This is a genomic window from Virgibacillus dokdonensis, assembly GCF_900166595.1.
In the GTDB taxonomy this organism is placed as follows: Bacteria; Bacillota; Bacilli; order Bacillales; family Amphibacillaceae; genus Virgibacillus; species Virgibacillus dokdonensis.
In genome coordinates, this window is the sequence record NZ_LT745762.1 from 258901 (window position 1) to 279940 (window position 21040).

Annotated in this window: 16 protein-coding genes, 1 tRNA gene, 2 pseudogenes, 2 riboswitches and 1 other annotated feature; of the genes and pseudogenes, 15 read left to right on the forward strand and 4 right to left on the reverse strand. The window is 38.1% G+C overall.

The genetic code is table 11. The features are described 5' to 3' along the window. Positions 1-43: 43 nt before the first annotated feature. Both gyrA and B2C77_RS01590 read left to right on the forward strand, forming a co-directional pair. Entirely contained in the window at positions 44-2533 is a 2490-nt protein-coding gene (gene gyrA / locus B2C77_RS01585; protein WP_077702092.1) for a DNA gyrase subunit A, read from the forward strand. Between the two features lie 143 nt (positions 2534-2676). Further along, entirely contained in the window at positions 2677-3744 is a 1068-nt protein-coding gene (locus tag B2C77_RS01590; protein WP_237342810.1) for an HD-GYP domain-containing protein, read from the forward strand. Between the two features lie 510 nt (positions 3745-4254). Here B2C77_RS01590 and B2C77_RS01595 read toward each other — a convergent pair. Then, complete coding sequence (locus B2C77_RS01595) at positions 4255-5202, reverse strand: YaaC family protein (protein WP_077702094.1); 948 nt, start codon at positions 5200-5202, stop codon at positions 4255-4257. A gap of 223 nt (positions 5203-5425) precedes the next feature. Between B2C77_RS01595 and guaB the strand changes: the two genes are divergently transcribed. From guaB to B2C77_RS01650, 11 genes are all read left to right on the forward strand, one after another. Continuing rightward, positions 5426-6895 carry an IMP dehydrogenase gene (gene guaB / locus B2C77_RS01600; protein WP_077702095.1) on the forward strand — a complete coding sequence of 490 codons (1470 nt, stop codon included), beginning with the start codon at positions 5426-5428 and terminating at the stop codon, positions 6893-6895. 268 nt (positions 6896-7163) lie between these two features. Then, positions 7164-8495, forward strand: coding sequence for a serine hydrolase (locus B2C77_RS01605; protein ID WP_077702096.1), 1332 nt, complete (start codon positions 7164-7166; stop codon positions 8493-8495). 74 nt (positions 8496-8569) lie between these two features. Then, positions 8570-9454 carry a pyridoxal 5'-phosphate synthase lyase subunit PdxS gene (pdxS, locus tag B2C77_RS01610; protein WP_077702097.1) on the forward strand — a complete coding sequence of 295 codons (885 nt, stop codon included), beginning with the start codon at positions 8570-8572 and terminating at the stop codon, positions 9452-9454. A 17-nt stretch (positions 9455-9471) separates the two neighbouring features. Continuing rightward, positions 9472-10050, forward strand: coding sequence for a pyridoxal 5'-phosphate synthase glutaminase subunit PdxT (gene pdxT / locus B2C77_RS01615; RefSeq protein ID WP_077702098.1), 579 nt, complete (start codon positions 9472-9474; stop codon positions 10048-10050). Positions 10051-10118: 68 nt separating this feature from the next. After that, positions 10119-10342: a binding site (T-box leader), on the forward strand. Positions 10343-10544: 202 nt separating this feature from the next. Then, positions 10545-11819 carry a serine--tRNA ligase gene (serS, locus tag B2C77_RS01620; protein ID WP_077702099.1) on the forward strand — a complete coding sequence of 425 codons (1275 nt, stop codon included), beginning with the start codon at positions 10545-10547 and terminating at the stop codon, positions 11817-11819. Between the two features lie 271 nt (positions 11820-12090). Continuing rightward, positions 12091-12197: riboswitch (SAM riboswitch) on the forward strand. 135 nt (positions 12198-12332) lie between these two features. Beyond that, positions 12333-12436, forward strand: a riboswitch (SAM riboswitch). A gap of 195 nt (positions 12437-12631) precedes the next feature. After that, positions 12632-13663 carry a methionine ABC transporter ATP-binding protein gene (locus tag B2C77_RS01625; RefSeq protein ID WP_077702146.1) on the forward strand — a complete coding sequence of 344 codons (1032 nt, stop codon included), beginning with the start codon at positions 12632-12634 and terminating at the stop codon, positions 13661-13663. Beyond that, positions 13653-14303, forward strand: coding sequence for a methionine ABC transporter permease (locus tag B2C77_RS01630; protein ID WP_077702100.1), 651 nt, complete (start codon positions 13653-13655; stop codon positions 14301-14303). The genes B2C77_RS01625 and B2C77_RS01630 overlap by 11 nt, the downstream gene beginning before the upstream one ends. A gap of 109 nt (positions 14304-14412) precedes the next feature. Beyond that, positions 14413-15231, forward strand: a complete 819-nt coding sequence (locus tag B2C77_RS01635; RefSeq protein ID WP_077702101.1) for a MetQ/NlpA family ABC transporter substrate-binding protein — start codon at positions 14413-14415, stop codon at positions 15229-15231. Between the two features lie 21 nt (positions 15232-15252). Next, positions 15253-16458, forward strand: a complete 1206-nt coding sequence (locus B2C77_RS01640) for a M20 family metallopeptidase (protein ID WP_077702102.1) — start codon at positions 15253-15255, stop codon at positions 16456-16458. 101 nt (positions 16459-16559) lie between these two features. After that, positions 16560-16949 (forward strand): RDD family protein, encoded by a 390-nt coding sequence (locus B2C77_RS01645; RefSeq protein ID WP_077702103.1) that lies wholly within the window; start codon positions 16560-16562, stop codon positions 16947-16949. A gap of 136 nt (positions 16950-17085) precedes the next feature. Further along, a tRNA-Ser gene (locus B2C77_RS01650) sits at positions 17086-17178 on the forward strand. Positions 17179-17448: 270 nt separating this feature from the next. Here B2C77_RS01650 and B2C77_RS01655 read toward each other — a convergent pair. Continuing rightward, positions 17449-18219, reverse strand: a pseudogene (locus B2C77_RS01655) (IS4 family transposase); the annotation flags it as partial. A 5-nt stretch (positions 18220-18224) separates the two neighbouring features. Here B2C77_RS01655 and B2C77_RS01660 point away from each other — a divergent pair. Next, positions 18225-18467 (forward strand): annotated as a pseudogene (locus B2C77_RS01660) (transposase); the annotation flags it as partial. Positions 18468-18559: 92 nt separating this feature from the next. Further along, positions 18560-19369, forward strand: coding sequence for a pyrroline-5-carboxylate reductase (gene proC / locus B2C77_RS01665; protein WP_077702104.1), 810 nt, complete (start codon positions 18560-18562; stop codon positions 19367-19369). A 316-nt stretch (positions 19370-19685) separates the two neighbouring features. Here the strand turns inward: proC and B2C77_RS01670 are convergent, their stop codons facing one another. Further along, entirely contained in the window at positions 19686-20366 is a 681-nt protein-coding gene (locus tag B2C77_RS01670) for a deoxynucleoside kinase (protein ID WP_077702105.1), read from the reverse strand. Between the two features lie 33 nt (positions 20367-20399). Further along, entirely contained in the window at positions 20400-21038 is a 639-nt protein-coding gene (locus tag B2C77_RS01675; protein WP_077702106.1) for a deoxynucleoside kinase, read from the reverse strand. Positions 21039-21040 lie beyond the last annotated feature (2 nt).

The window sequence follows — 21040 nt, forward strand, 5'->3', positions numbered from 1 at the left end:
TAATACTGCTTGGTTATATGAGTAAAATGGAGGTAGTCGGATAATGGCGGATCAACAACGTCCAAAAGTACAGGAAATTAATCTCGGAAAAGAGATGCGTACATCATTCCTAGATTATGCTATGAGTGTAATTGTTTCTCGTGCATTGCCTGATGTTCGTGACGGTTTAAAACCTGTACATCGTAGAATATTATATGCAATGAATGATTTAGGTATGCATGCAGATAAAGCGTATAAAAAGTCAGCACGTATTGTAGGAGAAGTAATTGGTAAGTACCACCCACATGGTGACTCAGCTGTTTACGAAGCCATGGTGCGTATGGCACAAGATTTTAGTTATCGAAATATGCTTGTTGATGGGCATGGGAACTTTGGTTCGGTTGATGGCGATTCAGCAGCGGCCATGCGTTACACCGAAGCAAGAATGTCGAAAATTTCTATGGAATTACTAAGAGATATTAATAAAGATACCATTGATTATGCCGATAACTATGATGGATCGGAAAGAGAACCTGTCGTTTTTCCAGCACGTTTTCCGAATTTGTTAGTGAATGGTGCATCTGGTATTGCGGTAGGTATGGCGACAAACATTCCACCACATAATTTAGGAGAAACGATCGATGCGGTACTCGCATTGAGTAAGCATCCAGATATTACGATTGATGAGTTAATGGGAGAGTATATACATGGGCCTGATTTCCCAACTGCTGGGCAAATTCTTGGTCGTAGCGGGATTCGAAAAGCATATGAAACAGGAAAAGGTTCCATTACTGTTCGCGCAAAAGTAACAATTGAAGAGACAGCGAACGGGAAGCCGAGAATTATCGCCACTGAATTACCTTATCAAGTAAATAAAGCAAAATTGATTGAAAAAATTGCGGAGCTTGTTCGAGACAAGCGCATTGATGGTATAACGGATTTGCGTGATGAATCTGATCGTGACGGTTTAAGAGTCGTTATAGAGCTTAGACGTGATGCCAATGCGAATATTGTTTTAAATAATTTGTACAAGCATACCGCATTGCAAACAACATTTGGCATTAATATGTTAGCACTTGTTGATGGACGTCCAAAAGTGTTAACGATTAAACAATGTTTGGAGCATTATTTAGAGCATCAAAAAGTAATTATAAAACGGCGAACAGCATTTGAATTACGCAAAGCAGAAGCAAGGGCACATATTTTAGAAGGATTGCGCATTGCACTTGACCATTTAGATGAAGTGATTACACTAATTCGTAACTCCAAAACGACAGATATTGCCCGTAACGGTTTAATGGAACGTTTTGATTTATCAGAAAAGCAAGCACAAGCCATTCTAGATATGCGTCTGCAACGCTTAACAGGCTTAGAACGCGAAAAAATTGAAGATGAATATAAAGAATTAAAACAGCTCATTGAAGAATTGAAAGCCATTCTTGCTGATGAAGAAAAGGTTTTAGAAATCATTCGTGAGGAGCTTGCTGAAATCAAAGAACGTTTTAATGATGATCGGCGTACAGAAATTGTAATTGGTGGTAGTGATTTCTTTGAGGATGAAGATTTAATCCCTGAAGAAAATATTGTGATTACGTTAACTCACCAAGGTTATATTAAACGCCTTCCTTCTTCCACTTATCGCACGCAAAATCGCGGTGGCCGTGGTATACAAGGTATGGGAACGAACGAGGATGATTTTGTTGAGCATCTTGTCTCTACTTCGACACATGATACGATTTTATTCTTTACGAATAAAGGAAAAGTATACAGAGCGAAAGGGTATGAGATCCCTGAATTTAGTCGAACTGCAAAAGGGATACCAATTATTAATTTGTTGCAAGTAGAAAAAGGCGAGTGGGTCAATGCAGTAATAACTGTTAATGACTATATGGAAAATCAATTTTTATTCTTTACGACGAAGCATGGTATTTCTAAGCGCACTTCGCTAGCGCAATTTGCTAATATACGAAAAGGTGGTTTAATCGCAGTAGGTCTTAGAGAAGACGATGAACTTATATCTGTACGTCTGACAGATGGAATGAAAGATATCATGATCGCGACTAAAAATGGATATCTCATTCGTTTTCCTGAAGACCAAGTTCGTCCAATGGGAAGAAGTGCAGCAGGTGTAAAAGGTATTTCTTTACGAGAAGATGATGAAGTTGTATCGATGGAGATCTTACAAGAAGATGCGAATATTCTCCACGTGACGAATAAAGGTTTTGGAAAACAAACGCCAGAGTCGGAATACCGCACGACGAACCGTGGTGGGAAAGGTATATTCACTTGTAATCTAACAGAAAAAACTGGTCACGTTGTTGCAGTTAAGGCGGTTTCTGGAGAAGAAGATTTGATGTTGATTACCGTAGCTGGTGTGCTTATTCGTATTCCAGTTGAAAGTATTTCGGTCACAGGAAGAAACACAATGGGGGTTCGTTTAATTCGTTTGCATGAAGATGAAGAAGTAGCAACAGTTGCTCGAATCGAACCAGATGAAGAGGAAAATACAGATCAAGAGCAAGAACAAGACGAAGCGGAATCGAGCCACGAATAAATTTCAATGAAACGGATCTACTAGTAGACATGAATGGATAGATGGTAACGGAGGGAGTCCTCCCTCCAGCCACTAACCATGGTGTGGCAGTTTTTAATCATCGTTTTGAAATCGATTACATAAAGGCGAAGGGGGGAATTTACTTGTGGGTTGAAACCAATGCACTTTCACCAGGTTGTGTGTTGCTTCGCGATGTGAAAGGCAAATCACATCGTGCTATCATTCCTAAGCATACAGTGCTTACAGAGGAACATATTACTGTTTTACATAAGTTTCTCATTGAAAAAGTCGATGTTTCCGAAAAACAGGCTGAAGGCCACATACAGAAAGAAGTGCAAACCGAAACGGTAAAAGTGGCTACACATCCTACCACATCTTTTTCTAAGCAATATCAACGTACTGTCCAACAATACAAAAAACTATTTGCTAAATGGCAGAACAGTGCGCGCATTGATATTACAGAAGTTCGTGCTTTAATCATACCATTATTAGATAACATGGAAGAGATAAATAAGTATGTATTTAAATTGCATCATTATGCTAAAAAAGAAGATTACATCTACCATCATCATATAGCCGTGGCGATATTAGCAGCGTATATTGGTTATAAATCTGAATTTCCTAAAGGAGAATGGTTGCAATTAGGGTTAGGAGGATTGTTGAGTGATTGTGGAATGGCAAGGATAAATCCTATCATTATTGAAAAAGAGACTATGCTAACGGAAGCCGAAATGAATGAAATTAAAAACCATCCAACATATTCCTATCAATTCATTAAAAACGTGCCTATTCTAAAGTCAGACATAAAACAAGCCATTTCACAGCATCATGAACGACTTGATGGTAGCGGGTACCCTTCTGGGTTAAAAGAAAGGAAAATCAATCGGTATGCTCGAATCATAGCTATTTGTGACACCTACCATGCAATGACGTGCGAACGTTACTATAAACAAAAGCAGTCTCCGTTTAAAGTTATAGAAGTATTGCAGACCGAAAAGTTTACAAAGTTAGATCCAGAAATTATTCAGTTATTTATACAAATGATGACACAGTTTTCGATTGGTACGAAGGTGAAGCTATCCAATCAAAAAACAGCTGAAATTGTATTTACGGATGAAAAGAAACCAACTCGTCCTATGGTACGGTTAGAAGATAATCAAATTATTGCTTTAGAAAATTATCCTGACTTATTTATTGAAGTATTATTGTAATGGCTTCCTTGGATTGGAGGACAAAAAGCAGTATAGATCTAATAGGGAGAACAAAGGCGCAAGCACCCGTTTAGCAACGTAGCGACTGGAACGAATCAACTAAAGTTTTAGGAATCATGCTCCTGCAACAGGAGTATGCCGGCGCCCTCCGGCAAGCCCGTCTTTAGTCGGACTCCCTATTTAGAACGAACCGATGATGACTTATCGTAGGGCGATTTCGTGAAGTCGCCTAGTTGCTGGGTGCTGGAGCCGGACATGGCTATTTCGTTGAGTCCGTATGCCAAAGCAACAAATTTTATACTTTCTTATCTTTTTAGAAAAACTCGTCTTTTCGCCAATTCTATGGCGGAAGAACACCGCCATTTTACTTATACTATAAACCATAAAAACGCTATACTTTCCTATAGTAGAAAGATAAGGAGACTTCTTTCTACACGTTTTTCAAAGAAGTCTCCCAGATTTTAATTAATCCACTTTAAGGGGTTTTATCCGTAATTACACATTTTGTTTCTAAATTTTACGTTGCTTGTATAATTCATTCATAAGTAAAGCTGGTGTTTTCCAAGCTGCCAATTCTAAAAAATGTGATATATAAGGGAAATCAACATCAGCTTTATGGACAAAAAGGTCGCCCCACCATTCCGTTTCATAGCGACCGAGCATACTTAAATTGTAAAGTACTAAGTAATGAACCATTACCTCATGGATGGGGAAAAAATCTTCCCGATAGATCGGGAAATATAATTCCCTTGAATGTTGTTGCATAAAAAATGGTCCACAAGGCTCTAAAATAGGTTCCTCTACCTCCATTCGAATCTTTTGCTTATCCGTATCTGTATATTTAATAGGAGGTACGTATGCTTGAATTCGCTTTATAAAAGCCGCTTCAGTTAAGTGATAGCTATCTAACAAATGAACTGGAAATTCTAACAGTGGTGATGATATTCTTCCTACAGCTGCCAAATGCGGATTCTGATCTAACTGGAAAACAGGTTGCATTTCGGGAATGAGCGCGAGTAATTTTTGCATACTCCGTTTTTCAAACGGGGTTTCTAGCGCAAATAAATGCTCTGAAAAGTATGGAAAGAGTCCATTATGCTGTACCTTTACTTCATCGTTTAGAAAATGATAATTTTTCTTCTTCTTTTTTCTTGCAGTTACACCATGTGCTAATAAATTTGTTGATTCTGGATAATGAGGACGCTTTGTTAACAAACAAGCTTTAATAAGGTGAACCATGCCGTAAAAATAAAGGATCGGCTGCATAAATGGTTCTGTCTTTCTCCCTTGTTCAAAGAAACGCTTTCCATGATCCATATAATAGAGAAAAGCGTTGCAATTATGATAACTATTCACTTCTGCATCGACTACATTATTTTTTACATAGCAATGGTGTAAGTAGGATTGAGCCGTCTGCTGCGATTGTAAATAAGTTAAAAAAATATCTTCACGAAGCATATACACACCTTCTAACTATGCAAAAATTTTGAATCCATTTACTTTTTATTTCCTTTAAAATCGGGTTGAAAAAGCTAATCCATTGGCGTATTGTATATAAAAATAGATCTTATTTTAGTTTATCTCAGTACGGATTAACCATACATGTAAGTTTGCATATAGCCACAAAATGGTTACAACAGGAATTGCTTTCCATTGCTAAATTAAAAAAGGAGGATAATGAATGCGTGAAGATAAGTTTGTAAAAGAAGGTTTAACTTTTGATGATGTTTTGCTAGTGCCAGCGAAGTCCGAGGTGTTACCGAAGGATGTAGATGTAAGTACAACGTTAACGGATAAAATTACATTAAATACACCATTGATGAGTGCAGGGATGGACACGGTAACAGAAGCAAGTTTAGCAATTGCGATGGCTCGTCAAGGTGGTATTGGAATTATTCATAAAAATATGTCCATCGAAGAACAGGCAGAGCAGGTAGATCGTGTAAAACGTTCAGAAAGTGGCGTAATTACCAATCCATTCTTTTTGACACCAGAGCATCAAGTATATGATGCAGAACATCTTATGGGGAAATTTCGCATTTCTGGCGTACCTATTGTAAATAATGTTGAGGAACAAAAGCTAGTCGGTATTTTAACAAATCGTGATTTGCGCTTTATTCAAGACTATTCCATAGCTATTTCTGATGTGATGACGAAGGAACAGCTCGTAACTGCACCTGTTGGTACAACACTAGAAGAAGCAGAGAAAATATTGCAGCAATATAAAATTGAAAAGCTTCCACTAGTAGATGATAAACAAACTTTAAAAGGGCTTATTACAATTAAAGATATTGAAAAAGTGATCGAATTTCCTAAAGCAGCCAAAGATACTCAAGGAAGGTTACTCGTAGGAGCAGCTGTGGGTGTTACTGGTGATGCGATGAAACGAATTGAAAAGCTTGTAGAAGCCGGTGTAGATGTTATTGTCATTGATACTGCTCATGGCCATTCGAATGGCGTCATTGACCAAGTAAAAGCAGTACGAAAAATTTATCCTGATTTAGATATTGTAGCTGGAAACGTTGCGACGGCGGAAGCAACAAAAGCATTAATAGAAGCAGGTGCTTCCATTGTTAAGGTTGGAATTGGTCCTGGATCGATTTGTACGACTAGAGTAGTTGCAGGGGTTGGCGTTCCACAAATTACAGCTGTATATGATTGTGCAAAAGCTGCTGCACCATATGGCGTACCTGTTATTGCAGATGGTGGTATTAAATTCTCTGGGGATATTGTCAAAGCACTAGCAGCAGGCGCGCATGCTGTTATGCTCGGAAGTATGTTTGCAGGTGTTACGGAAAGCCCAGGAGAAACAGAAATCTACCAAGGTAGACAGTATAAAGTGTATCGAGGCATGGGTTCAGTTGGGGCGATGAAAGCAGGCTCTAAGGATCGTTACTTCCAGGAGGAATCTGAGACGAAGAAGCTTGTGCCAGAAGGAATTGAAGGCCGTGTAGCATATAAGGGTCCTTTAGCAGATACGATTCATCAATTAGTAGGAGGGCTACGTGCTGGCATGGGATATTGCGGTACCGCATCCATTGAAGCATTGCGCCAGGACGGAAAATTTATTCGAATTACGAATGCTGGCTTAAGGGAAAGCCATCCACATGATGTACAAATTACGAAAGAGGCTCCAAATTATATCGTTTAAGATGTAATAGATTAGAAAAATTTGGATATTTCTAAGTCTCGCTTATACTCAATCATTCCTTATAGTACAAAAAGTAGATGTGGGATACATCCCCATCTATTTTTTTATCTTTTTATATGGTAAAATAACTAAGTGCACGAAAAAGGTGTACGTTATTTTTCTATGTATGTTTAAAAAAGAGAAAACTACTGATAAAATTAATGGCTAGCAAACGTTTTGGACATACATAGGAAGGAAAAGGTTAAACTACAGTTGGGGGTACAAGAAAGTGAAACATGTTATGAGAAAAAGTTTCTTTATTTTTCTGGCAGCCGTTATAATGGCATTTTCTATCGCAATACAGCCATTATCTGCGCAAGCTTCAGAAGTAGATCTTGAAGCAGAATCTGCTATCTTGGTAGATGCAAATACAGGGAAAATTTTATTTGCTAAAAATGCGGATAAATTGTTTCCTCCAGCTAGTATGACCAAAATGATGACAGAGTACTTAGTATGGGAAGCTGTTGAAAAAGGTCAAATCAGCTGGGATACAACAACACAGATTAGCGACTACCCATACAGCATTTCCGCAGATTCAACTTTCTCCGGAATCGGATTAAAGCAAGCGAAGGATTATAAGGTAAAAGATCTTTATCATGCAATGGCGATTAATTCGGATAATGCAGCTACCATTGCCCTTGCAGAACTTATTGCCGGTTCAGAAGGAGAATTCGTCAAATTAATGAATAAAAAGGGAGAAGAGATGGGTCTGCCAGATTTTGAATTTGTCAATTCAACTGGAATTGAAAATGAATCATTAGGGGACAACCATCCAAAAGGGACAGATCCCAATGGAGTGAACTATCTCTCTGCGAAGTCTGCAGCTTTATTAGCTTACCATCTTATTCATGATTTTCCAAAGGCTTTAGAAATATCAAGCAAGCCGACCGTGAAATTTGATGGCAAGGAGCTTCGTAATTTAAATTGGATGCTCCAGCATGATAAAACTAATTTTGAAGAATTTTATTATGAAGGTGTTGACGGTTTAAAAACTGGTTTCACCGATTTAGCCGGCTATACCTTTACTGGAACTGCAAAAAAGGGAGATCGCCGTTTAATTTCTGTTGTCATGAAAACGAAAAGCGAAGCAAAGCGTTTTGAGCAAACTGCTAAATTACTAGATTACGGCTTTCAAAAATTTGAGAATACAGAAATTTTCCCTGCCGGGTATCAATTGGAAGATAAATCTAGCATTCCGGTTAATAAAGGAAAGAAAGATGATGTAAGCATATCACTTGCTGAATCTGTATCTTTGCCAATCAAACCAGATGAAAAAGATTTGTATAAAATAACGTATACACTGGATCAAGAAAAGTTAAATAAAGACGGCGAGCTAACAGCACCTATTAAAAAAGGTGAAAAAATAGGGACAGCTCAAATTATGTATAAAGCTGATAATGATTATGGGTATATTACCAAGGATAGTAATAGTACAGTAGATGTTGTAACTGACACTAGTGTGGAGAAATCGAATTGGTTTATGTTAACAATAGGAGCAATAGGTGATTTCTTTGTTGATTTATTTAATACAGTGGTAGACTGGATTAAAGGTTTGTTTTAAGCATAGTCAGCATTGTGTATAGTAATACTTTTATGAAGAATACGAAATAAGAATGAGATTAGGGGGCGGTTGCTTTGTCAAATATAGGTACAGAACGTGTAAAACGAGGTATGGCAGAAATGCAAAAAGGCGGCGTCATTATGGATGTTGTCAATGCAGAACAAGCTAAAATCGCTGAAGAAGCAGGTGCAGTAGCTGTTATGGCACTTGAACGTGTTCCTTCGGATATTCGAGCTGCTGGTGGCGTAGCTCGGATGGCAGATCCGACAATTACAGAAGAAGTACTTGGAGCTGTATCCATTCCAGTGATGGCCAAAGCTCGAATTGGACATATTACAGAAGCACGTGTTTTAGAAGCGATGGGTGTAGACTATATTGATGAAAGTGAAGTCTTAACTCCTGCCGATGATATTTATCATATTAATAAATCTGATTATACGGTACCGTTTGTTTGTGGTTGCCGTAATCTTGGGGAAGCAGCTCGTCGTATAGGCGAAGGCGCTTCGATGCTACGGACAAAAGGAGAGCCTGGTACAGGAAATATCGTTGAAGCTGTGCGTCATATGCGCCAAGTACAATCGGAAATTCGCATGGTGTCTGCTATGTCCCGTGATGAAGTTATGACATATGCGAAAGAGATTGGTGCGCCATTTGAATTATTATTGCAGATTCGTGAAGAGGGTCGCTTGCCTGTAGTTAATTTTGCAGCAGGTGGTATTGCTACGCCAAGCGATGCAGCACTAATGATGGAATTAGGAGCTGATGGTGTATTTGTTGGTTCTGGTATATTTAAATCAGCAAATCCGGCTAAATTCGCCAAAGCTATCGTGGAAGCAACGACACATTATCAAGACTATAAACTAATTGCAGAACTTTCCAAAGATCTTGGCGATGCGATGAAAGGGCTAGATATGGCTACAATTGAAGCTCATGACCGAATGCAAGATCGTAGCGAGTAAGAAAGAAGGCATGTTTTATGACAACAATTGGAGTCCTCGCACTACAGGGGGCGGTACGCGAACATATCCGTGCCATTCATGCATGTGGGGCTAATGCTGTAGAAATAAAAAGAAAAGAACAGCTAGAAGAAATCGATGGGTTAATTTTGCCTGGTGGTGAAAGTACAACTATCAGACGGTTAATGGATAGTTATGGAATTTTTACAGCGATTCAAAATTTCGCAGACAAAGGTAAACCTATTTTCGGTACTTGTGCTGGCTTAATTATCATGGCAAAATCGATTGTAGGACAAGCAGAAGGGCATCTAGGTCTGATTGATATGACTGTCGCTAGAAATGCATTTGGACGTCAAGTGGCCAGTTTTGAGGCAGAATTGGATGTAGCTGGTATTGCAGAAGGTTTTCGTGCAGTGTTTATCCGCGCTCCATACGTAGTGGAAGTCGGAAAGAATGTTGAAATTCTAGCTACGTATGACGAGCATATTGTTGCTGTTCGTCAAGGCCCATTTATTGCTACAGCCTTTCATCCTGAATTAACGGATGACCATAGGTTAATTTCTTACTTTATTCATTTGACAGCTACCAATAAATCATAAATTGTTATGTTGGTTGTAGTTGATTATATATGAAAAATCGGTTATCATAGAAGATAATAAACAAGACAATAACAGTTTTGACAGGAAATAGTAGTAGTTTGTTTTTCAGTAGAGAGTCGATGGGTGGTGCAAATCGATGTAAAACAACTATGAATCCATCCTTGAGCTGGTTTATCGAACGATAGAGTAAATAAACCCGGATATGTGCCGTTATCACGTTTAAGCTGGAAGAGTGTGCTTTGTTGCGTTCTTCAATCAGGGTGGCAACGCGGGTAAAACTCCCGTCCCTATTCATAGGGACGGGAGTTTTTTGTATTTAAAGTTTTAGGTGAAAAATGGCTCGTATTGTTAAAACGTGTTTTACACTTATAGAAAGAAAGGGTCTATAGTATAAAACAATTTAGCGCTCTTCTGCCATAAGAAATTGGCGACAAGCTAATTTCTTCTTAAATAAGGGATCCATTTTAATTTAAATCATATAAGGAGGAACTCAAATGTTAGATTTGAAATTTTTACGTCACCATTTCCAAGAAGTAAAACAAAAATTAGCGCATCGTGGTGAGGACTTATCAGAACTGGATCATTTTGGCGAGTTAGATGAAAAGCGTCGTCAACTAATTTCCGAGACAGAGCAGTTAAAAGCGAAGCGAAATGAAGTATCGAAACAAATCTCTGTACTAAAGCGAGAAAAGCAAGATGCTGAGCCTGCGATTAAAGAAATGAGAGAAGTAGGCGACCAAATTGCTGAGTTGGATAGCGAATTAAAGCAAATTAATGAACATTTAGAGCAAATCATGTTGTCTATTCCTAATATTCCTCATGAAAGTGTACCAATTGGTGAAGATGAAGATGATAATGTCGAGGTGCGGTGTTGGGGAGAGAAGACGCCATTTTCCTATGAACCAAAGCCTCACTGGGATGTAGCAACAGACTTAGACATCGTTGACTTTGAACGAGCTGGCAAAGTGACTGGGAGCAGGTTTGTCTTTTATAAAGGACTTGGTGCAAGATTAGAGCGTGCATTATGGAACCTGATGTTAGATTTCCATGTGGATGAACATGGCTATGAAGAAATGTTGCCACCACAAATTGTGAATCGAACTAGTATGACTGGGACAGGGCAATTACCAAAATTTGCAGAAGACGCCTTTAAACTAGAAGAATGGGATTATTATTTAGCTCCGACTGCAGAAGTGCCAGTAACAAATTATTATCGTGATGATATTTTAAAGATAGATGATTTACCGAAAAAATTTGCTGCATTTAGTAGCTGCTTTCGTTCTGAAGCAGGATCTGCTGGAAGAGACACAAGAGGTCTGATTCGTCAGCATCAATTTAATAAAGTCGAGCTTGTCCATTTTGTTAAACCTGAAGATTCCTATGAAACATTGGAAGTGTTAACAAATCATGCAGAGAAAATATTACAGTTATTAGAGCTTCCTTATCGTGTGATGAGTATGTGTACAGGAGATTTAGGCTTTACAGCAGCTAAGAAGTACGATATCGAAGTATGGATCCCTAGTCAGCATACGTATCGGGAAATTTCTTCTTGCTCTAATTTTGAAGACTTCCAGGCAAGACGTGCCAATATCCGTTTTCGTAGAGAAGCAAAAGCAAAACCAGAATTTGTGCATACATTAAACGGCTCTGGATTGGCTATTGGTCGAACTGTTGCAGCTATTTTGGAAAATTACCAGCAAGAGGATGGAACGGTTGTTATTCCAAAAGCATTGCGTCCATATATGGGAGGAAAAAAGGTCATTCAATAAGCCAATTCAAACATTTACTGTGAGTCAAATGGTAAATAGAAGAGCAAAGTCGCATTTTGGGCTTATTGACGAAGGCTGGAACAACGGTTCATGCATCTTTTTTTTAAAAGGAACATAGTCTGAAAGATAACAGGAAACATCCGCGGATAAAATTTTTATCGCAATAAAGGCTTGGCGATAGCCCATTTTTTCTAAAAATCTGTTTGACAAGTAAAGGAAACCGTAGTATGATATAACACAATATCTTGATCAAAAATAAATATAATATTTCTTCTTATTCAGAGAGGTGGAGGGAATTGGCCCTTAGAAGCCTCGGCAGCGGACTCGTAAGTAGTACTGTGCTAAATCCAACAAGCAAGCATGCTTGAAAAATAAGAAGCGGAAACCAATAGATTGGAAATCCCTTCTTATTTGTATAAGGAGGGATTTCTTTTTACGCAATAGGAAAGGGTGGAATTTTCAGAGTTTATAACTTAAGCAAAACGGTGGTGTTACCGCCAAAAAATAACATACTTCTTATCTAGAGAGGTGGAGGGACTGGCCCATAGAAGCCTCGGCAGCGGACTCATATGAGTACTGTGCCAAATCCAGCAAACAAGTAGTTTGAAAGATAAGAAGAGGATATGTATAAAAAATACCTCTTCTTATGGAAGGGGTATTTTTTATACTATAGGAAAGCATAAAAGTTTAAAGGTTTATAGTATAAGAACATCTTTGTTATTTTTGGAAAAGCTAGATCCATGGAATTGTTTCACATGGAACAATTGCCATACAAAGCGATTTTAAGTGAAAAAGAATGGGGGATTGGTTCAATGATTATATTTGATCAGGTAACGAAAGTGTATGAAGGAAAAGGTGAATCTGTTAAAGCATTGCACAACGTGGATTTACAGGTAAAAAAAGGAGAAATATATGGTGTGATTGGATTTAGTGGTGCAGGAAAAAGCTCGCTCATACGCTGTGTGAATGCTTTAGAACGTCCGTCATCTGGAAGAGTAATCATAGATGGAAAGGATCTCTTACAATTAACTGCAAAAGAAGTACGTGAAGCAAAACGGAATATCGGTATGATTTTTCAACATTTTAATCTTTTACATTCAAAAACAGTGTTTACGAATGTAGCGATGCCTCTACTAGTGGCAAAACGTCCTAAAGAGGAAGTGAGAAAAAGAGTATTAGAGTTACTCGCTTTTGTTGGTTTAGAAGATAAAGCAAACAGTTACCCCGATCAGCTATCTGGAGGGCAAAAACAACGCGTAGGGATAGCTCGTGCTTTAGTTACGAATCCGAAAGTGCTTTTATGTGATGAGGCAACATCTGCACTTGACCCAGAAACAACAAAATCTATTTTGCAACTGTTAAAACAGGTAAATCAGGCATATGGAGTGACGATTTTAATGATTACGCATGAGATGGGTGCCATCAAAGCGATTTGTGATCGGGTTGGTGTTTTAGATCAAGGAAAAATAGTGGAGTCGGGCAGTGTATTTCAAGTATTTTCAAAACCAAAAACAGCGATTGCTGCTAAGTTTGTACGTTCTGTGATGAATGACCATATACCGGAGTCGATTTATGCGTTACTTCGTGAACAGCGAGAAGACCGGCATATATATCGCATTGTGTTTGTCGGTAATAGTGCAGGCGAGCCTTTATTATCACAAGTTGCTAAAACGTATACCGTAGATGTCAATATACTGTATGGCAGCATTACAGAAATACAAGGGATTCCTTTTGGCAATTTAATCGTTCAATTTTCAGGTACAGAGAAGGAGATGAAACGAGCTTTGCTACATATTCATCAACAAAAGGTTACTGTAAAGGAAGTGTTAGCAGATGTTAGTTGATCAAGAACAACTCTTACAAGCTTTATGGGAAACGGTCGTCATGGTCGGCGTATCATTAATTTTCTCTTTTCTTATCGGACTTGTATTAGGTGTTTTATTAGTCGTATCGAGAAAGGGGCATCTTTGGGAAAATAAAATTATTTTCACTATATTAAACACAGGAATAAATATATTTCGTTCTATTCCATTTATTATTTTGATGGTAGCCGTTATTCCATTCACAAGGCTGATTGTTGGAACTTCGATTGGAACAGCTGCTGCAATTGTACCAATGATATTATTTGCTGGCCCTTATATTGCTAGATTAATAGAAAACTCGTTACTGGAAGTTGACCCAGGGGTTATAGAAGCAGCACAAGCAATGGGGGCAACGCCATGGCAGATTATGACTCGTTTTCTTTTACCAGAAGCACGAAGTTCGTTATTACTAGGCATAACGATTGCAACAATTGGTTTAGTAGGAGCTTCTGCAATGGCTGGAGCAGTTGGTGGAGGAGGCCTGGGTGATTTAGCTATTACATATGGCTACCAACGTTTTGACACGGTCGTGATGTTCCTTACTGTAGGGATCCTTATCATCATGGTACAAGGATTACAGTCCCTCGGAAACTACCTAGCCAGACGAGTGCGACGAAGATAATAAGGTTTACTGGGAACGTGGTAGGATATGCTTAGAGGAATACGTAGTAAGAATGAAAACAGGTGGATGAGTAAAAAACGCCTGAAAATATATACGAGGAGAGTTTTTTATGAAAAGATTAGCAGCTTTATTTTTCCTATTGATTCCATTAATTATTATTAGCGCTTGTTCTAGCAGTGAAGCTAGTTCCACGGTGAAAGTTGGTATTAGCGGTTCTGATACGACGATTTGGGATTATGTAGCGGAAAAAGCTAAGGATGAAGGGATAAACGTAGAAATTGTTCGTTTCTCCGATTATGTGCAACCTAATTTGGCTTTAGCAGAAGGAGAGATTGATGCAAATGCATTCCAAACGGTTTCTTATTTTGATGCGTTTATAAAAGAACATGATTTAGATTTAACACCAATTGCCACGACGGTCATTGCTCCAATGGGGTTATATTCGGAAAAACATGGTACCACAGAGGACATACCTAAAGGAGGGACGATTGCTTTAGCAAAAGAAGCTACCAATATGGGAAGAGGTTTATTATTATTACAGGACGCAGGTTTGATTAAATTAGCGGAAGACTTCGATGGCAATGGTGCTTTAGATAAAATCATTGACAACCCAAGAAATCTGCAATTTGAATTACTTGTTGCTGGGCAAACGCCAAGAGTCCTTCCTGATGTGGATGCTTCAATTATAAACAATGGAATAGCCGTAGACGCAGGATTAAGTCCATTAAAAGATGCTATATATCATGAGGATGAAACAGCTACAGCCTATATTAACATTATTGCTGTTCAGGAAAAGAATAAAGATGACCAAGTATTGACGAAGCTGGCAGAGATTTACCAAACCGAAGATGTAGCTAAATTTATTGAAAAAGAACGTGACGGAAATTCTATTCCAACTTTTGTGCCATTAAGTGAAATTGGCTACTAAATTTAAAATGAGGTGATAATAATGACGTTTACTACAGAAACGACAACGATTTGGAAACAGGAAATAGCAAAAAATATAGCGGCTAATAAGGAAAGATATATTCAGATTAGTCATGATATCCATGCTCATCCTGAAATTGGAAATCAAGAAACATATGCTGCTAAAACATTAACAGATATTTTAGTGGAAAATGGCTTTGATGTTCAATTGGATGTGGCAGGGCATGCTACTGCGTTTATCGCTAGAAAGAAAAGTGCTTTGGACGGAAGGAGAATTGCGTTTTTAGCGGAATATGATGCTTTACCAGAGATCGGTCATGCATGTGGTCATAATATCATTGGTACGTTAAGTGTTGGTGCTGCCATTGGTTTAAGTCAAGTAATCGATGAAGTAGGTGGTGAAGTAGTAGTCTTTGGAACGCCTGCTGAAGAAGGTGGACCGAATGGCAGTGCAAAAGGCAGCTTTGTTAAAGCTAAAATTACAGAAAGCATTGATGCAGCCCTTATGCTTCATCCTGGTGCAGATACACGGCTGACAGGTCCTACATTGGCAGTAGATCCGCTCGACTTTGAATTTTTTGGTAAAACTGCTCATGCTTCTGCGCATCCAGATCAAGGAATTAATGCGTTAGATGGGGTTATTCAATTGTTTAATGGCATCAATGCTTTACGTCAACATGTTTCAAACGATGTACGGATACATGGCATTATTACAGATGGCGGTGACGCTCCTAACGTTGTACCTGATTATGCGAAAGCTCGATTTTTCATTCGTGCAAGAACAAGGGAAGGTTTGAATCAAGTTACGGAGCGAGTAAAAGCAATTGCAGAGGGTGCTGCTTTAACAACAGGAGCCAAAGTAAAAGTATCTCCATTTCAAAATGAAGTGGATAATTTTATTATCAATGAGAGTCTAGATGATATTTTTAAAACGGAAATAGAGCAATTAGGAGAGACAGTACTTGAACGTTATTCGCAAGCTTTAGGTTCGACAGATGCAGGGAATATAAGCCAAGTAGTTCCAACAATTCATCCGCATATTAAAATTGGCTCGAGTAGTTTAATTGGTCATACTGTTTCGTTTCGAGAAGCTGCCAAGTCAAAGCAAGCAGATGAAGCATTAATTGTTGGAGCAAAAGCAGTGGCATTTACAGCGCTAAAATTGTTAACGGATGAGACAGCTCTTGACAGGGTAAGGAAGGAATTTCTTTATAAAACGGAGAAATAATTTTGATTGATGTTGCGGTAATTAGTGGGTGGTTCTTTTATCCCCCACTTTCTTAGTATGTAAGATATTACCTAAAAGTTTCTAGAAGAAATGGGGATGAAATGAAGTCGTTAACCAAACAAAGGATGAAGGCTCTTTTTATTGATGTAGCAATTTCTACCGCTGTAACTGTTGGGGTTGAATACGTTTTACGGAAAAAAGTAAAGAATGAGTTTATTCATACTGTAGTAACCCCAACCGTTGTCATGTGGTCGCTCGAGTACATACAACTAAAGCAATGTAGACAAACGGTGGGTTATAAATTGATGGGGCTAGAATTACGAAGCAAAACAGGTTTTGAGTTGACACCGATACAACTTTTTAAACGAATGGCTTATCGTGACACGTTAAGTAACTTACAATACATTGTTAACCGACATTCCTTTGAAGGAGAAGCTGGAGCTGTACTTCCGCATGACAGGTATGCAGGTATGGTTGTAAAAGAGGTATAGCAAGGTCTTGGCACAGCTTTATGCATAATTCTGTGCCAACCTTTGAGAAATATATATCTATGTTAGTAAATAAAAAAATAGTAATTAGGAATTGACAAGTATGTTAAGAACATGGTATATTATATCTTGTCGCCACGGAGGTATACCCAAGTCTGGCTGAAGGGATCGGTCTTGAAAACCGACAGGGGTGTAACAGCCCGCGGGGGTTCGAATCCCTCTACCTCCTCCATTTTTAAAATTAGCGCATAAAATCTTGGAGATAAAAAAATCGTTACATTGTAGCGATTTTTTTGATGTAAGTACGTTTTTAATTGTTTGAACTTGACAATGATTTGTTTTATGCATATAGTACCACTAGCATTGCATAAATATGGTTTGAAAATTCAGTAAACATCTTTGCAGGATTTTTTGCCAAAAAGACAAAGGCTAAACAAAGGTGGTCTGTCCATTTGGAAAAATTATACAATTAAACTATTAGCAACAGCGACACTGTATGTATTTACGGAATAGATCTATCGTCAAATCTGCGAATCCAGATGTACGCAGGTTTCCACAGCGCTTTATTTAACCAGCGGCTAATTCGGAGTAAGGACTTCTTACTCCTCATCTCTAACTGGATAAGTACATGTAAACAGTAAGCAATGAGCGCAAGGAAGATTTGATTTTGAATGGCAGTTTCGCTCATGCCATAAAAGTGTTTGATCTCTACATGCTGTTTGAGCCATTTGAAAAATAGCTCTATGGCCCACCGTTGACGGTAAATTTCACTAATCTCTTCGGAATTTAGATCGAAACGGTTAGTAATTAATCGTAGAATGTTTCCCTTTGTATCCACTACTTCAAGTAGGCGGAATACATTCTCTGTACGATTTTGCGTCGAACCGATGTAAACCATCTTGTCGGATAAAACCGTAGAATCTTTAGGTATAGAAAATGATTCTACTTCACGAGTGATGGCGTTTTTCTTCAGTCTTGATACGAAAAAATAGCCTTCATCTGTCATTCGATCAAATCGTTCATAATCAACGTATCCACGGTCAAACACATACATGGCTTCTTTGTCGTCTACGAGAACTTCCAGTTGATTTCTGTCATGTTCTTTGGCTGTTGTAATCACTGCTTTTTCAGGATAGACGGTATCTTTATTCATAAATATAAGTCGTAAATGTAGCTTAACTCCTGCTTTTGTTTTACGGAACTTTGCCCACTTATGATTCGTTAAGTTTAATGGAAGCGTGCTAGAATCAATGATTTTCAATGGCATGTATTTCCCGTTTTTNGGATCCTGGAACGCCATCCCAAAGGGGGCTAAATGAGCATTCCAACGGTCTTCTGAGAAAGAATGGGCTACCAAAAGAAATGGACTTTAATCCTGTGTCACAAGAGTATATTTCTGAGGTTGCACTCCGTCGGAATAACATACCAAGGAAATCATTGAAATACAAAACACCAATGGAGTGTTTCATAGATTATGTCGGTCAGGATTTTGATAAAAGCATGTTGTCTCGCTTAATTTGACAAATCAAATTTTTAAAAGGTTTATGGTATAGAGACTTAGCGAGAAGCTAAGTTTTTCTATAAATGATTTTAACAAGGAGGTTGTTACTACGATGGATAAAAACCTTGCATTTATTGGTGCTGGTTCTATGGCCGAAGCAATTATTTCTGGCTTAATTGAATCAACCATTATCGATAAACAGCACATTATGATAACAAATCGAACGAATCACCAACGAATAGCTGATTTAAAGCAAAAGTATCACATAGACAGTATGCGTGATAAACAACAACTAATAGAATGGTCAGATGTCATTGTATTGGCTACAAAGCCGTGTGATATGAAAGAAGCACTTGCTTCCATTCAACCATATATAGAAGAGAGGCATTTGATTGTTTCAGTTACAGCAGGAATATCAACGGAAAAGATAGAGCAGTGGATTGGCATATCTACCCCTGTTGTTAGAGCGATGCCTAATACTTCTGCTTCCATCGGTTTTTCAGCTACTGCTTTATGTACTGGAACGCACGCTTTAGAAAAGCATATGAGCATAGCGAAGAAATTATTCGATACGATTGGAACAACCATTCAAGTGGAAGAAAAAGAAATGCATCTGGTGACAGGGATTTCTGGAAGTGGACCCGCGTATATTTATTATCTTGTCGAAGCAATGGAGCAAACAGCTATTGAATCCGGCATGAATCCAGAGACAGCTAAACAGTTAATTCATCAGACAGTGCTAGGTGCTGGAAACATGTTGCGTGAAACAAATGAAACGGCAGCAGAATTACGCAAGAAAATAACAAGTCCAGCAGGTACAACAGAAGCAGGGATCCAAACTTTAGCACAACAAGATTTTCAACAAGTAATAAGCAAATGTATTTATGCAGCAAGAGATCGTTCTATTGAATTAGGAGAATGAACAAGAAATATTAGCTTTTAGTTGGGATAGAAAAGTATTTTGTCATATAAGGTGCTGTAAGTACTCCCACTTCAAGAACAAGTCTAAGTGGGAGATAACAGTACCTAAATCTCCAGTTGGTTCACTTAACGATCAGTGAGGGATGAAAAAACCCCCTCTACTGATTGAAAATTCACTTTATAAAAAACGTACCTGTAGACGCTTTACATAGAAGATGGTGGCTCTCGATACAAGCTGTAACGTTTTTTATAGTATTTTCATCAAAATAGTGCAAACAATCCGTGGGGAAACTCCCCCCACGGATAGAAAAATTATTTTATACACGGTCACGAGATTTCCAACGACGAGATTGCTGGATAAAATGGCCGACACGCTCTAGAATAGGTTCAATTGAGTTTTCTTTTTTCATCAAGTCATAATCAGCTATATCGATTCGCAGGATAGGGCAAGCGTTGAAGTTATTAATCCATTCTTGATAACGATAATACAATTCTTTCCAATAGGAAATATCCGTGTTCTTTTCCATTTCCCGTCCACGTTCATGAATTCTTTCAATAATCGCTTCGAATGAACCTTCTAAATAAATAAGTAGGTCAGGATGTGGGAAATACGGGGTCATGACCATTGCTTCAAATAAGTTCGTGTAAGTTTCATAATCAGTTTTGGACATTGTTCCATTATCGTAATGCATTTTTGCAAAAATGCCTGTATCTTCATAGATAGAGCGGTCTTGAATAAAGCCACCCCCATATTCAAAGATTTTTTTCTGTTCTTTAAACCGTTCTGCTAAAAAATAAATTTGTAGATGAAAACTCCATCTTTCAAAATCACCATAAAACTTTTCTAAATATGGATTTGTATCTACTTTTTCGTACGATGTTTTAAAGTTTAATGCTTTTGCTAGAGCGTTTGTCATCGTTGACTTTCCGACCCCGACCGTACCTGCGATCGTAATAATGCTATCATGAGGGATGTGATATTTTTCTCTTGCGTTCATTGGTGTAATTCTCCTTCTATTTCCATTTCTTCTTTATTTGCAGTTCAGTTGCTTCAAATTCATGGACACTTGTTCCATAATCTGATCTAAATGTTGTTGATAACAAATAAAATCTACCTTGTCTCCATCAATACGAATAACTGGAATATTTGGGTGCAGTTTTTCAAATTGATTCATAAAGTCTTCATAATCCGCTGCAAGCTGTTCCAAGTAAGGTGCTTGTATGTTTTGTTCCATTTCCCTGCCACGTTTTCGGATGCGTTCTAAAATGGTATCTAAACTTGCATGCAAATAAATCATCATATTCGGTACAGGCATATCTGCTGTTAAAATATGATAAATTTTCTCGTATTTATCGAATTTATCTTCGGGTAAAGTACGCTTGGCAAAAATCATGTTTTTTGATATATGATAATCAGCAACGACAGATTTTCCGTTGCGTAAGTATTGTTTGTCAATGTCTTCTAGTTGCTTAAATCGATTGCATAAAAAGAACATTTCTGTTTGAAAACTCCACTCCTCAATATTTTCGTAAAATTTTCCTAGAAATGGATTTTCTTCAACGATTTCTTTTAGCAACTGAAATTGAAAATGGGCGGACAATTTTTCAGCAAGGGAGGTTTTCCCTATACCAATTGGTCCTTCAATAGCGATAAATGGTACGTGTGCCATTG